This is a genomic window from Nocardioides sp. N13(2025) (assembly GCF_051912545.1).
GTDB lineage: Bacteria > Actinomycetota > Actinomycetes > Propionibacteriales > Nocardioidaceae > Nocardioides.
Genome location: NZ_CP196809.1, coordinates 1,645,454 through 1,657,855 on the forward strand (window position 1 = coordinate 1,645,454; position 12,402 = coordinate 1,657,855).

General features: G+C 72.6%; 14 protein-coding genes and 1 pseudogene. 10 read left to right on the top strand and 5 right to left on the bottom strand.

What is annotated here, in order from left to right; translation table 11 throughout:
* The 4 genes from ACS3YM_RS07840 (at position 1) to ligD (ending at position 4,147) form a co-directional block, all read left to right on the top strand.
* Positions 1 to 426 carry an MmcQ/YjbR family DNA-binding protein gene (locus tag ACS3YM_RS07840; RefSeq protein WP_439939511.1) on the top strand — a complete coding sequence of 142 codons (426 nt, stop codon included), beginning with the start codon at positions 1 to 3 and terminating at the stop codon, positions 424 to 426.
* Positions 419 to 1,738, top strand: a complete 1,320-nt coding sequence (locus ACS3YM_RS07845; protein WP_439939512.1) for an RsmB/NOP family class I SAM-dependent RNA methyltransferase — start codon at positions 419 to 421, stop codon at positions 1,736 to 1,738. The genes ACS3YM_RS07840 and ACS3YM_RS07845 overlap by 8 nt, the downstream gene beginning before the upstream one ends.
* A gap of 329 nt (positions 1,739 to 2,067) precedes the next feature.
* Positions 2,068 to 3,144, top strand: coding sequence for a hypothetical protein (locus ACS3YM_RS07850; protein ID WP_439939513.1), 1,077 nt, complete (start codon positions 2,068 to 2,070; stop codon positions 3,142 to 3,144).
* Positions 3,145 to 3,175: 31 nt separating this feature from the next.
* Positions 3,176 to 4,147, top strand: a complete 972-nt coding sequence (ligD, locus tag ACS3YM_RS07855) for a non-homologous end-joining DNA ligase (RefSeq protein ID WP_439939514.1) — start codon at positions 3,176 to 3,178, stop codon at positions 4,145 to 4,147.
* On the opposite strand, the gene ACS3YM_RS07860 is transcribed toward ligD, so the two are convergent.
* The gene (locus ACS3YM_RS07860) at positions 4,144 to 4,605 is read right to left on the bottom strand and encodes a hypothetical protein (RefSeq protein ID WP_439939515.1); all 462 of its coding nucleotides are present in this window, start codon (positions 4,603 to 4,605) and stop codon (positions 4,144 to 4,146) included. The genes ligD and ACS3YM_RS07860 overlap by 4 nt on opposite strands.
* A 204-nt stretch (positions 4,606 to 4,809) precedes the next feature.
* Between ACS3YM_RS07860 and rpe the strand changes: the two genes are divergently transcribed.
* A complete protein-coding gene (gene rpe, locus ACS3YM_RS07865; protein WP_439939516.1) occupies positions 4,810 to 5,475 on the top strand; it encodes a ribulose-phosphate 3-epimerase in 666 nt (221 codons plus the stop codon).
* A pseudogene (locus tag ACS3YM_RS07870) lies at positions 5,444 to 5,936 on the top strand (DUF427 domain-containing protein); the annotation flags it as partial. The gene rpe and the pseudogene ACS3YM_RS07870, both read left to right, overlap by 32 nt.
* A gap of 27 nt (positions 5,937 to 5,963) precedes the next feature.
* Here the strand turns inward: ACS3YM_RS07870 and ACS3YM_RS07875 are convergent.
* Positions 5,964 to 6,191 (bottom strand): DUF5703 family protein, encoded by a 228-nt coding sequence (locus tag ACS3YM_RS07875; RefSeq protein WP_439939517.1) that lies wholly within the window; start codon positions 6,189 to 6,191, stop codon positions 5,964 to 5,966.
* 16 nt (positions 6,192 to 6,207) lie between these two features.
* On the bottom strand, positions 6,208 to 7,155 hold the full coding sequence (locus tag ACS3YM_RS07880) for an aldo/keto reductase (protein ID WP_439939518.1): 948 nt from the start codon (positions 7,153 to 7,155) through the stop codon (positions 6,208 to 6,210).
* 67 nt (positions 7,156 to 7,222) lie between these two features.
* Here ACS3YM_RS07880 and ACS3YM_RS07885 point away from each other — a divergent pair, with 67 nt between their 5' ends.
* Positions 7,223 to 8,044 carry an undecaprenyl-diphosphate phosphatase gene (locus tag ACS3YM_RS07885; RefSeq protein ID WP_439939849.1) on the top strand — a complete coding sequence of 274 codons (822 nt, stop codon included), beginning with the start codon at positions 7,223 to 7,225 and terminating at the stop codon, positions 8,042 to 8,044.
* Here ACS3YM_RS07885 and ACS3YM_RS07890 read toward each other — a convergent pair.
* Positions 8,010 to 9,248, bottom strand: a complete 1,239-nt coding sequence (locus tag ACS3YM_RS07890) for an MFS transporter (protein WP_439939519.1) — start codon at positions 9,246 to 9,248, stop codon at positions 8,010 to 8,012. The two genes, ACS3YM_RS07885 and ACS3YM_RS07890, sit on opposite strands and share 35 nt — an antisense overlap.
* Positions 9,239 to 10,243: a magnesium/cobalt transporter CorA gene (gene corA / locus ACS3YM_RS07895; protein WP_439939520.1), complete on the bottom strand. Its 1,005-nt coding sequence runs from the start codon at positions 10,241 to 10,243 to the stop codon at positions 9,239 to 9,241. Before corA ends, ACS3YM_RS07890 begins: the two co-directional genes overlap by 10 nt.
* A gap of 32 nt (positions 10,244 to 10,275) precedes the next feature.
* Here corA and ACS3YM_RS07900 point away from each other — a divergent pair, with 32 nt between their 5' ends.
* Genes ACS3YM_RS07900 through ACS3YM_RS07910 form a run of 3 tightly spaced genes read left to right on the top strand, consistent with a single transcriptional unit; the run spans position 10,276 to position 12,347 of the window.
* Entirely contained in the window at positions 10,276 to 10,995 is a 720-nt protein-coding gene (locus tag ACS3YM_RS07900) for a histidine phosphatase family protein (RefSeq protein WP_439939521.1), read from the top strand.
* Between the two features lie 10 nt (positions 10,996 to 11,005).
* On the top strand, positions 11,006 to 11,590 hold the full coding sequence (locus ACS3YM_RS07905; protein WP_439939522.1) for a DUF3090 domain-containing protein: 585 nt from the start codon (positions 11,006 to 11,008) through the stop codon (positions 11,588 to 11,590).
* A complete protein-coding gene (locus ACS3YM_RS07910; protein WP_439939523.1) occupies positions 11,580 to 12,347 on the top strand; it encodes an SCO1664 family protein in 768 nt (255 codons plus the stop codon). The genes ACS3YM_RS07905 and ACS3YM_RS07910 overlap by 11 nt, the downstream gene beginning before the upstream one ends.
* The last annotated feature ends 55 nt before the right edge of the window (positions 12,348 to 12,402 follow it).

The following is a 12,402-nucleotide window of genomic DNA, read 5'->3' on the forward strand; positions in this document are numbered from 1 at the left end:
GTGAACGCCCCCGAGGACCGCCCCGCCCGGCCGGAGGACATCGACGAGATCTGCGCCGCGCTCCCCGAGACCGAGCTCGGCATCTCCTGGGGCGACCGTCCGACGTGGAAGGTGCCGCGCGGTGACAAGGGCAAGGGGTTCGTCCTCTACCGCGCGCCCGGCAAGACGGCCATCGACCCCGAGACGGGAGAGATGTACGACGACCTCGTCGTGATCTCCACCCCGACCGAGGTGGAGAAGAACGCGCTCGTCGAGGACGAGTCGACACCGTTCTTCACCATCGACCACTTCCGCGGCTTCAGCGCCGTCCTGGTCCAGCAGTCCCGGCTGGGCGAGATCAGCCGCCAGGAGCTGGCCGAGGTGATCACCGAGGCGTGGGCCGCGAAGGCCCCCGAGAAGCTGGTCCGGGAGCACTTCGGTGAGTGAGCGACGCCGCCCCGTGGACCGTCCGCGCCGCGCGGCCCTCGACGTGCTCACCGCGGTCCGGACCGAGGAGGCCTACGCCAACCTCGTCCTGCCGCAGGTGCTGCGCAAGCACCGGCTCGAGGGACGGGACGCCGGCCTGGCGACCGAGCTGGCCTCCGGTGCCATCCGGATGCAGGGCCTCTACGACCCGATCATCGACGCCTGCCTCACCAAGCCGCGCCTGCAGCCGGAGGTGCGCGACGTGCTGCGCCTCGGTGCCCACCAGCTGCTCTCCATGCGCGTCCCCGACCACGCCGCGATCTCCACGAGCGTCGACCTGGTCAAGGCGAGCGTGGGCCAGGGCCCGGCCGGCCTGGTCAACGCCGTGCTGCGCAAGATCAGTCGCCGCGACCTGGCCGGTTGGGTGGACGAGGTCGCCCCCGACAGGAGCGTCGACGCGTACGCCCACCTGGCCGTCGCGCACTCCCACCCGCGCTGGGTGGTCCAGGCGCTGGCCGAGGCGCTGGGCGACGACGACGAGCTCGAGGCGCTGCTGGCCGCGGACAACGCCGCGCCCCGCGTCACCCTGGCGGCCCGGCCGGGCCTGGCCGAGGTCGCCGAGCTGGAGGCGGCAGGCGGCACCCGCACCAGCCGGTCGCCGTACGGCGTCGTGCTCGAGGGCGGCGACCCGGCAGCGGTGCCCGCCGTGGCGGAGGGGCGGGCCGGGGTGCAGGACGAGGGCTCGCAGCTGGTCGCGCTGGCCATGGCCGACGCACCCATCGAGGGGCGCGACGCGCGCTGGCTCGACCTCTGCGCCGGCCCGGGAGGCAAGGCGGCCCTCCTGGCCGCGCTCGCCGCCCAGCGTGGCGCGCGCCTGGTCGCCAACGAGCGCCAGCCGCACCGGGCGAGCCTCGTGAGGTCCGCCGTACGAGCAGTGCCGCCGGGTGCCGTGCACGTGCTGGCCGGCGACGGCGCCCGCTCGCCGTGGGTGCCGGGCACCTTCGACCGCGTGCTCGTCGACGCGCCGTGCTCCGGCCTGGGTGCGCTGCGACGCCGTCCGGAGTCGCGCTGGCGTCGTACGCCGGAGGACGTGGACGTCCTCGTGGGCCTGCAGCAGGTGCTGCTCGACGTGGCGATCGACTCGGTGCGGCCCGGTGGAGTGGTGGTCTACGCGACCTGCTCGCCCGTGCTCGCCGAGACGACCGAGGTGGTCGCGGCCGTGCTGGGCCGGCGCGGGGACACCGACGAGCTCGACCATTTCCAGCTGTGGCCGCACCGTGAGGGCACGGACGCGATGTTCGCGGCGACGCTGCGCCGACGCCCGCTCGCCTGACAGGTCGTCCCCGTCACTCGTCTCCATCGTCCTGCAGGTGGCGCAGGTAGGTCCGCGGCTCGGCGAGGTAGCGGCGCCAGTGGTCGACCAGCTCCAGGTCCTCGCACGCGGTCTCCCGCAGCTAGCGCGAGGGTGGAGGAGAGACGCGGGACGTCGTCACCCCTCAGCGCCATGCCCCACACCGTAGTCACCCACCCCGAGGGGCGGCGTCAACCCAACATTCGGGATTCATCTGCACGACACGTGTTCACACCCGTGGAGTAGACCAGCATGATGAGGTCAGCGCGGCGCGCCGGAGGGGTGCGCCACGCCAGGGGAGCGGGAAGAGCATGCGGACACGGACCACGCTGGGCGTCGTTGTGACGATGGTGCTCACCGTGCTGGGGGCAGCGCCGGCGCACGCCGACGGATCCCGCACCCTGACCGGTCCGGCCACCGGCGACGAGGACGTGTTCCTGACCTACGTCGGGTGTGGCGACCTGTTCGGCCCGGCCGTGGCGCCGCAGTCGCGGATCAACCTCGGCCCCTACTCCGCACCGCTCGGCCGCCGCTCGCTCGGCCTCGTCCCCTCGGCGCAGGGCACCGCCTCGGGCCCCTTCGCCCGCTTCGCCTCCCTCACCGCGGTGGGCTCGTCGCTCTCGGTCGCCTCGACCTCCGGCAGCCAGGGCGTCTCCTACGTCATGAGCATCACCTCGACCAGCCCGCCCGGAACGGCCTGGAGCGGCCGCGCCGCACTCGCTGCCGAGCCCGGATCGTGGAGGACCGTGTCCGCTGGGTCGCTCGCCTACGAGTGGCACCTCGTCGACCTCAGCACGCTGGACGCGGTCGCCCCGGCCGGCACCGCCACCCCGTCGGAGTTCGCCGCCGAGCACGGCGACGGCGCGGGCTTCGTGGTGACCGGGTTCGGCTGCGACGGCCGTCCCTTCAACCTCGACGCCGTCCAGGGCTCGGGCGCCACGTTCGACTTCGAGGGCACCGACCTCACGACCACGATCTCCGCGGACCGCGCACGCGCCGCCGCGGGCGAGCAGGTCACGATCACCGGCCGGGTCACCGACCCGGGCGGCCGGGTCACGGGCGATCCGCTCGTCCTCGAGTCCCGCGCGCCGGGCGGGCAGTGGGCGCCGGTCGGCGCCCCGGTCCTCGGCGATGCCGCCGGCCTGGCCCGCACCGACGTACCCGTCACGGCGACCACCGAGTTCCGCTGGCACCGCCCCGAGAGCCAGTACGCCGACGAGGGCTGGTCCGACCCGGTCACCGTCACGGTGACCGAGCCCGAGCCGACGCAGCCCAAGACCGACCCCGCGCCCACCCCTGGTCCGACGCCCACCCCGGAACCGACGCCGGTCCCCGAGCCGACGCAGCCGCCCACGACGGACCCGTCGCCGACGCCCTCCTCGGACTAGCCCCGTCGCCGATCCCGGCTAGTCTCCGTGCATGCCGTCGCCGTTCATCGAGGTCGAGGTCGACGACCGCGTCGTCAAGGTGACGAACCCCGACCGCGTCTACTTCCCGGCCCACCGAGGGCGACCGGAGGCGACCAAGCTCGACCTGGTCGGGTACTACCTCGCCGTGGGCGACGGCATCGTCAACGCCCTCTTCGAGCGCCCGTGCATGCTGCACCGGTTCCCCCGGGGGCTGGCCGGCGAGAAGGTGCACCAGAAGCGGCTGCCGGCCGGGGCCCCTGACTGGGTCGAGACGGTGCAGCTGTTCTTCCCGCGGTGGAAGCGCACCGCCGACGAGCTCTGCGTGACGGAGCTGGGGAGCGTCATCTGGGCGGTCCAGATGTCGACGGTCGAGTTCCACCCGTGGAACAGCCGTCGCGCTGACACCGAGAAGCCCGACGAGTGGCGCATCGACCTCGACCCCGGGCCGAAGTGCGACTGGGCCACGGTCCAGCGGGTCGCCCACGTCGCGCACGAGGTGCTCGACGAGCTGGGCGCGGTCGGCTTCCCCAAGACGAGCGGCGGCAACGGCATGCACGTCTACGTGCGGATCCCGCCCGACCACGGCTTCCAGGACGTACGCCGTGGGGCGCTGGCGTTCGCGCGCGAGGTCGAGCGCCGAGCCGGGGGAGACGTCACCACGGCCTGGTGGCGCAAGGACCGCGACCCGGCGCAGCTCTTCGTGGACTACAACCAGAACGCCCGCGACCACACCATCGCCGCGGCCTACTCGGTGCGGGGCGTGCCCGAGGCCCGCGTCTCGGCACCGATCCGGTGGGACGAGGTCGACGACTGCACGCCTGACGACTTCACGATCTTCACGATGCCGGAGCGCTACGCCGCGATCGGTGACCTGCACGCCGGGATCGACGACCACCCCTTCGACATCGCGCCGCTTCTCGAGTGGGCGGCGCGTGACGAGGCCGAGGGCGCCGCTGCGCCACCGGAGCCCGACGAGGCCTAGCTCGGGGACCGCACCCGGTCGTCGAGCAGGGCCAGGGCCGCGGCCGCGAGCACGCCGTCGGCGCAGAGGGTCGGCGCCGCCACGAGGAAGACCTCGCGGTCGGCCCAGTCGACCTCGTCGACCCCGTGCTGCGCAGCAATCGCGGCGTCGAGGTCGAGCGCCATGTCGTCGTCGTAGTGGACCCGGGCGTCGTCGTAGACCCCGAGGTTCCACGTGTAGATCGCCGGTTCGCCGGGCGGCTGGTCCCTGACATCGGCAGGACGGACCGAGAGACCGCCCGGACCGAGCAGGTCGGCGACCGTGGCCGGGGGCTCGTCATCCATCTCGAGCCCAGCTGCGAACGGCACGACGCTGGCGAGGAGCTCGTCGTCGAGGTGTCGTACGCAGGAGCAGTGCGGCGGGACGGGTGGCTGCCACGCGGGCGCAGCCGCCTCACGGCGGCGGGAGAAGAGACCCATGCGTCGCATCCTCGGTGCCATCCTGCCCCGCCGTCCCGGAAACGCCCGGGCTCGAGGCCGCCTGCTGGACTTCCACTCGCACGAGTGGAGATACATCGCCGTCGAGGCTGGTCCACGCTCAGCACGCGATGGAGATCCACTCGCAGGAGTGGAAATCCATCACCGGCGGCGGGAGCGGCGGGCTGACTGCCTAGGATCCTCCCCGTGGGCATCCAGATCACGCCGAGCATCCTCAACGCCGACCTGTCGCGCCTGGCCGACGAGGTCGCGCGGATCCCCAGTGCCGACTGGGTCCACGTCGACGTGATGGACAACCACTTCGTGCCCAACCTGACCCTCGGGCTGCCGGTCATCGAGGCGCTGAGCAAGCACGCCTCCCAGCCGCTCGACGCGCACCTGATGATCGAGGACGCCGACCGGTGGGCGCCGGCGTACGCCGAGGCGGGCTGCGGGTCGGTGACGTTCCACGCCGAGGCCGCGAAGGCACCGGTCCGACTGGCCCGCGAGATCCGGGCCCAGGGCGCGCGTGCCTCGATGGCCCTCAAGCCGGCCACCCCGATCGAGCCCTACGAGGCGCTCCTGCCCGAGCTCGACATGCTGCTGATCATGACCGTCGAGCCGGGGTTCGGCGGTCAGAAGTTCCTCGACCTCTGCCTGCCCAAGATCCGCACCGCCCGCGAGCTGATGCGCAAGCACGGCGTCGAGACCTGGCTCCAGGTCGACGGGGGAGTCTCCCTGGAGACGATCGAGCGCTGCGCCGAGGCGGGGGCCGACGTCTTCGTCGCGGGCAGCGCGGTCTACTCCGCCGAGGACCCGGACGCGATGGTCCGCGAGCTCAAGGCCAAGGCCGAGGCGGCCGGCCCCTCGTGACCGAGTCGGTGTGGGACTACCCGCGACCACCGCGCGTCGAGACCAGCGGTGAGCACGTCGTGGTGACCCATGCCGGCGTCCTCGTCGCGGACACCACCGCGAGCCTGCGCGTGCTCGAGACCAGCCACCCGCCGACGTACTACCTGCCGATCGACGCCTTCGCCGACGGCGTGCTGCGCCCCGGCGACGGTGCCTCGTGGTGCGAGTGGAAGGGCCAGGCGGCCTACCTCGACCTCGTCGTCGGTGACCACGTGCTGCCTGCCGTCGCCTGGACCTACCCGCGCCCCACGAAGGGCTTCGAGCAGCTCGTCGACCACGTCGCCCTCTACCCGGGCCGGGTCGACCGCTGCACCGTCGACGGCGAGGTCGTGCAGCCCCAGCCGGGCAGCTTCTACGGAGGCTGGATCACCTCACGCGTCACCGGACCGTTCAAGGGAGCACGGGGCACCTCCGGCTGGTGAGGGGGCTCGTGCCGGCCGGCGACGAGGTCAGCCGGCGAAGAGAGTGAGCCGCTGCCGGATGATCTTGCGCCGCAGCACGACCCGGCGCTTCCCGTCGTTGCCGATGCGCAGGCGGTCGAGCTCCCACCCGCCGTGCTCGGCGCGCTCGACCAGCATCCTGGTGACGACGTTGCGGGGGAAGTCCTTGGGCAGCACGAGCGTCTCGAACTCCCACTCGACACCGCGACCCGGTGGGCGGCGCTGGATCCTGGCCATCGGGGCTCCTCCCCGGTCAGTCGGCGGACACGTCGTCGAGGGCCTCGACGATCTCGGCGGGCAGGGTCAGCTCCTCGACGCCGAGGGCGCCCTTGAGCTGGGCGGCCGTGCGGGCGCCGACGATCGGGGCGGTGACGCCGGGCCGGTCGCGGACCCACACGAGCGCCACCTCGAGCGGCGTCCAGCCGAGCCCGTCGGCGGCACGGGCGACCGCCTCGACGATGCCGCGGCCACGCTCGTCGAGGTAGGCGCCGACGAAGCGCGCGAAGTGCTCGGTGGCGGCGCGCGAGTCCGACGGCGTACCGGTGCGGTACTTGCCGGTGAGGACCCCTCGCCCGAGCGGGGACCACGGCAGCACGCCCAGGCCGAGCGCCTCGGCGGCCGGGAGCACCTCGTGCTCGACGGACCGGTTGAGCAGCGAGTACTCGACCTGCGTCGAGGCCAGCGGCGTACGTCCGGGCACCGCGCGCTGCCACGTGGCCGCCTGCGCGGTCTGCCACCCCGTGTAGTTGGACACGCCGACGTAGGACGCGCGGCCGGAGGAGACCGCGAGGTCGAGCGCGGACAGCGTCTCCTCGATGGGCGCCTCGTCGGTCCACACGTGCACCTGCCACAGGTCGACGTGGTCGACGCCGAGCCGCTTCAGGGACGCGTCGAGGCTGGTCAGGAGGTGCCCGCGCGAGGTGTTGGTGACCCGCTCGCCCGAGCGTCGCGAGATGCCGGCCTTGGTGGCCAGGACGACCTCGTCACGGCCCACGACGTCACCGATCAGGGTGCCGATGAGCTCCTCGCTGGCCCCGTCGCCGTAGCCGGCCGCGGTGTCGACGAGGGTGCCGCCCGCCTCGGCGAAGGCGATGAGCTGGTCACGTGCCTCGTGCTCGTCGGTGTCACGACCCCACGTCATGGTGCCCAGGCCCACGCGGGAGACCTTCAGGCCGGTGGCGCCGAGGGAACGCTGCTGCATGGAGGTGAGAGTAGCCACGGGGCCCGCGCGGACGGGAGCGGACGCGCCCGTAGGCTCCTGCCCTGTGATCGATCTCCTCAAGGCAGTGGTCCTCGGCGTCATCCAGGGGCTGACCGAGTTCCTGCCGATCTCGAGCAGCGCGCACCTGCGCATCTTCCCGGAGCTGTTCGGCTGGGGCGATCCCGGAGCGGCGTTCACCGCCGTCATCCAGATCGGCACCGAGCTCGCCGTGCTGATCTACTTCCGCAAGGACATCTGGCGCATCGGCAGCGCCTGGGTGCGCTCGCTGTTCCAGCCCGAGTACCGCGGCACCCTCGACTCGCGCATGGGGTGGTTCATCATCGTCGGGTCGCTGCCGATCGTCGTGCTGGGCGTGCTGCTCAAAGACGTCATCGAGCGCGACTTCCGCAACCTGTGGATCATCGGGACGACCCTGATCGTGCTCGGCATCATCCTCGGGATCGCCGACCGGGTCGGCCGCACCGACCGGCCGCTCGGCAAGATCACCCTGAAGGACGCCGTCCTCATGGGTGCGGCCCAGGCGCTCGCCCTGATCCCGGGGGTCTCCCGCTCGGGCGCGACGATCTCGATGGGGCGCTTCCTCGGGTTCGAGCGCGAGGCCGCCACCCGCTTCGCCTTCCTGCTCGCGATCCCGGCGGTGGTCGGCGCGGGCCTCTTCGAGCTCAAGGAGATCCCGCACGGGCACAACGACTTCGGCTGGGGGCCCACGATCACCGCGACGGTGGTCTCCTTCGTCGTCGGTTACGCCGCCATCGCCTGGCTGCTGCGCTACGTGAGCACGAAGTCGTACACGCCGTTCGTGGTCTACCGGATCCTGCTCGGCGCCGGCACGCTCATCCTGCTCGGTGCCGGAGTGCTGACCGCCTGAACGTGTCCGCCAGCAGCGCGAGCGCCACGACCTGCGTGAGGGCCACCACCACGACGAGGGCCAGCAGGGAGCGCTCGTAGAGCCACCCGGCCGTGACGCCGCCGATGATGGCGAACAGCCCCTGGATGCCCGCGAACACGCCGTACGCCGTCGCCCGCCGCGGCGCCTCGACCAGGTCGGCGACGACGGCCTTGATGGTCGAGTCCTGCACGCCCTGCGCGACGCCCCAGGCCACGACGCCACCGAGGACGGCGACGAGGGCCGATCCCAGCGCCAGCGCCGGCACGAGGGCCACCAGCACCGGGACGAGCAGCAGCACGCGGGGGCCCGTACGGTCGTAGACGGTGCCCACGATGAGCGCGGCCACCGCCTCGACCGCCATGGCCGCGGCGTACACGATGGGCACCGCCGCCACGGGGACGATCCCCTCGACCGTGAGGTGGTAGCCGATGATCCCGAACGTCACGAGCGCGCCGGTCGTCAGCGACGCGGCGACGGCGTAGCGGAAGAAGTCACCCGAGAGCCCGGCGCCGACCGCCTCGGCCCACCAGCCCCGGCCCTCGCCGTCCGGTGGGGCTGCCTTGACGGCCGCGTCGTCGTACACGCTGGGGTCGGGGACGCGACGCCGCAGGGTGAGCAGGAGGAGCAGGGCGATCGCACCCGGCACGGCCAGCACGGCCATGCCGGCCCACAGCGAGGCGGCAGCGACGACCGCGGAGACGACCAGAGGGCCGGCGAAGGCGCCCACCTGGTCGAGCGCCTTGTGCACGCCGAAGCCCCGTCCGCGCCCGACCGCGGAGGCGACGTGGGCCAGGAGCGCGGACTTCGACGGCGAGCGGATCGCCTTGCCGAGCCGCTCGAGCAGGATCATCGTCGCGGCGAAGCCGAGTCCCGCGACGCCGAGTCGCGGCGCCAGCGCCAGCAGCGGCACGCACACCGCGGTGAGGCCGTAGCCGAGGATCGTCAGCGACCAGTAGCGGCCGGTGCGGTCGGCGATCGGGCCGAAGGCCAGGCGCAGCACGAGGGCGACCGCCTCGCCGGCGCCGGTGACGAGACCGACCACGACGGCCGACGCCCCGAGCGCTGCCAGGACCGGGCCGTAGACCGAGCGGGCCCCCTCGTAGACCATGTCGGCGGCCAGGCTGACGAAGCCGAACCACCACACCACGCGCCAGGCGGTGGGTGCCGGACGGGTCACAGCCACCCCGACTTCTTGAACCAGGTGAAGAGACCGGCCGCCACGCCCACCATCAGGAGCAGCGCGAAGGGGTAGCCGTAGGTCCAGTGCAGCTCGGGCATGTGGTCGAAGTTCATGCCGTAGATGCCGGCGATCAGGGTCGGTACGACGACCAGCGCGGCGCCGGCGGAGATCTTGCGCATGTCCTCGTTCTGCTGCACCGAGATCCTGGCCAGGTGGCCGTCGAACGCGGTGGAGAGCAGGCCGTCGAGGCTGTCGATGACCTCCGAGACGCGCTGGAGGTGGTCCGAGACGTCGCGGAAGTAGGTCGCGGTCTCCGCCGTGATGGGGATCGGCGTGCGAATCGTCGGGACGGTGTCGGAGTGCATCGAGAACTTGCGCATCGGCTCACGCAGGGGCATGACCGCACGGCGCACCTCGGCGATCTCACGCTTGAGGACGTAGATGCGTGTGGAGTCGTCGGTGCGCGCAGGGGAGAAGACCGACTCCTCGACCTCGTCGACGTCCTCCTCGAGGGCCGCGCCGACGCGCTCGTACTCGTCGACGACGCGGTCGCAGATGGCGTACATCACGCCCATCGGCCCGTGCTCGAGCACCTTGGCCCGCTGCTCGAGGTCGCGGCGGGAGTCGGAGAGGTCGATGCCCTCGCCGTGCCGGACCGTCACCACGAAGTCACTGCCGACGAACATGTTGATCTCGCCGGTCTCGACCGCGTCCTCCTCGTCGACGTACCAGAGCGTCTTGAGCACGAGGAAGAGCGTGTCGCCGTAGTGCTCGAGCTTGGGACGCTGGTGGGAGTCGCCCGCGTCCTCGACGGCCAACGGGTGCAGGCTGAACGCCTTCGCGATGAGCTGGAGCTCGTCGGGGCTGGGGTCGTGGATGCCGATCCACTGGAAGTCGCCCGGGTCGCACGGCACCCGGGCAGCCCCGAGGCTCTGGTCGTCGCCCGTCCCCAGCGGCACCCGCTTGCCCTGGTGGTAGAGCGCGTTGTCCACGATCACCGGATCAGGCTAGTGCCACTAGGGTCGCGAACGTGCCCACCGTCATCCTCGTCCGACACGGCCGTTCGACCGCGAACGCGTCCGGTGTGCTCGCCGGCCGTCTCCCGGGGGTCCACCTCGACGACACCGGGGTCGAGCAGGCCGTCGCGGTCGGCGACAGGCTGGCCGGCGTACGCCTCGCGGCGGCCGTCACGAGCCCGCTGGAGCGCTGCCGGGAGACGTGCCGTGAGATCACCCGCCTCCAGGTCGGGACCGTCCGGGCCACCACGGACAAGCAGCTGTCCGAGTGCGACTACGGCGAGTGGCAGGGCCGACCCCTCAAGGACCTGGCCAAGGAGAAGCTCTGGAGGACCGTCCAGGCACAGCCGTCCGCCGCGACCTTCCCCGGCGGGGAGTCGATGCGGGCCATGCAGGACCGGGGGGTGGCGGCGATCAGGCGCCACGACGCCCGCGTGGCGGCCGAGCACGGCGACGACGCCGTCTGGCTGGCCGTCAGCCACGGTGACGTGATCAAGTCGATCCTGGCCGACGCCCTCGGCACGCACCTCGACCTGTTCCAGCGCATCCACGTCGACCCCGCCTCGGTGTCGATCGTGCGCTACAGCGAGTCGCGCCCGTTCGTGCTCGGCACCAACACCCACGCCGGCGACCTGTCGTGGCTCACGCCGCCGAAGAAGTCCCGTCGCCGGCGCAGCGCCGACGCCGAGGTCGGCGGGGGAGCGGGCCCACAGCCCCAGACAGGCACGTCCTAGGGTGAGTGACATGCCCGTCGTGCACCGCTTCGACCCGCCCGAGCGCTTCGTCGCCGGCACCGTTGGCGAGCCCGGCCAGCGGACCTTCTTCCTGCAGGCACGCGAGGGCACCCGCCTGATCAGCGTCTCGCTGGAGAAGCAGCAGGTCTCGGCGCTCGCCGAACGCATCGACGAGCTCCTCGACGAGCTGATGGGCGCCTCGGGCGGCGAGCTGCTCATCCCGGCGATCGCGCCCCGCGACCTGGTCGACAGCCAGCCGCTCGAGCAGCCGATCGAGGAGGAGTTCCGCGCCGGCACGATGACCCTCTCGTGGGACACCAGCGACGAGCGCGTGGTGATCGAGGTCTTCCCGTTCACCGAGGCCGCCGTCGTCTCCCCCGAGCAGCTCCAGGAGGGCCTCGAGGACCTGCTCGAGCCGGAGCCCGAGGAGATCTTCCTGGTCCGGATCTCGGCCGCCGCCGCCCGCTCCTTCGTCGAGCGCGCGCGCACCGTCATCGGCGCCGGTCGCCCGGACTGCCCCTTCTGCGGCGAGCCGGTGGACCCCGACGGGCACCTGTGCGTGCGGGCCAACGGCTTCCGGCGCCGTGATCCCTGACAGCTTCCCGAGCGGCGAGCTCACGCTCCACGGCCGCGTCCTGCCCGCCTCCAACGCGACCTTCGTCGGGGAGATCGGCGGGGTGCGGGTGGTCTACAAGCCGATCGCGGGGGAGCGCCCGCTCTGGGACTTCCCCGACGGCACGCTCGCGGCCCGTGAGGTGGCGGCGTACGCCGTCTCGGAGGCGCTCGGGTGGGACATCGTGCCGCCCACGGTCCTCGGCGACGGCCCGCACGGTCCGGGCATGGTGCAGCTCTGGCGCGACGAGGTCGAGGACCAGTCACCGGTCGACATCGTGAGGGAGGGGGAGGTGCCGGCAGGCTTCCGCCACGTCTTCGACGGGCTCGACGCCCACGACCAGGCGGTCTCCCTGGTCCACGAGGACTCGCCGGCCCTGCGCCGCATGGCGCTCTTCGACGTCGTGGTCAACAACGCCGACCGCAAGGGCGGGCACGTGCTCCCCATGGCCGACGGCCACCGCCACGGGGTCGACCACGGGCTGACCTTCAACGTCGAGCACAAGCTGCGCACCGTCCTCTGGGGCTGGGTGGGAGAGGCCTTCACCGACGAGGAGGTCGCCGGCCTGCGCCGGCTGGAGGCCGCCCTGGGCGGCGAGCTGGGTCGTACGCTCGCCGACCTCCTGGCCGCGGACGAGCTCGCCACGACCGCACGTCGGCTCACCCGCCTGCTGGCCCGCGGGGCGTTCCCGGCGCCGGCCACGTCGGCGTACCCCGTGATCCCCTGGCCGCCGTTCTGAGACGGGCAGCGTCGACCGAGGAACGAGGTCGCCGCGAGGGACGAGGCCGCGCAAG

Bases quoted from the DNA above. Each gene is read 5' to 3' on its own strand.
- ACS3YM_RS07850 (WP_439939513.1), top strand. From the start codon at position 2,068: ATGCGGACACGGACCACGCTGGGCGTCGTTGTGACGATGGTGCTCACC.
- ligD (WP_439939514.1), top strand. From the start codon at position 3,176: ATGCCGTCGCCGTTCATCGAGGTCGAGGTCGACGACCGCGTCGTCAAG.
- ACS3YM_RS07860 (WP_439939515.1), bottom strand. From the start codon at position 4,605: ATGGGTCTCTTCTCCCGCCGCCGTGAGGCGGCTGCGCCCGCGTGGCAG.
- ACS3YM_RS07875 (WP_439939517.1), bottom strand. From the start codon at position 6,191: ATGGCCAGGATCCAGCGCCGCCCACCGGGTCGCGGTGTCGAGTGGGAG.
- ACS3YM_RS07880 (WP_439939518.1), bottom strand. From the start codon at position 7,155: ATGCAGCAGCGTTCCCTCGGCGCCACCGGCCTGAAGGTCTCCCGCGTG.
- ACS3YM_RS07905 (WP_439939522.1), top strand. From the start codon at position 11,006: ATGCCCGTCGTGCACCGCTTCGACCCGCCCGAGCGCTTCGTCGCCGGC.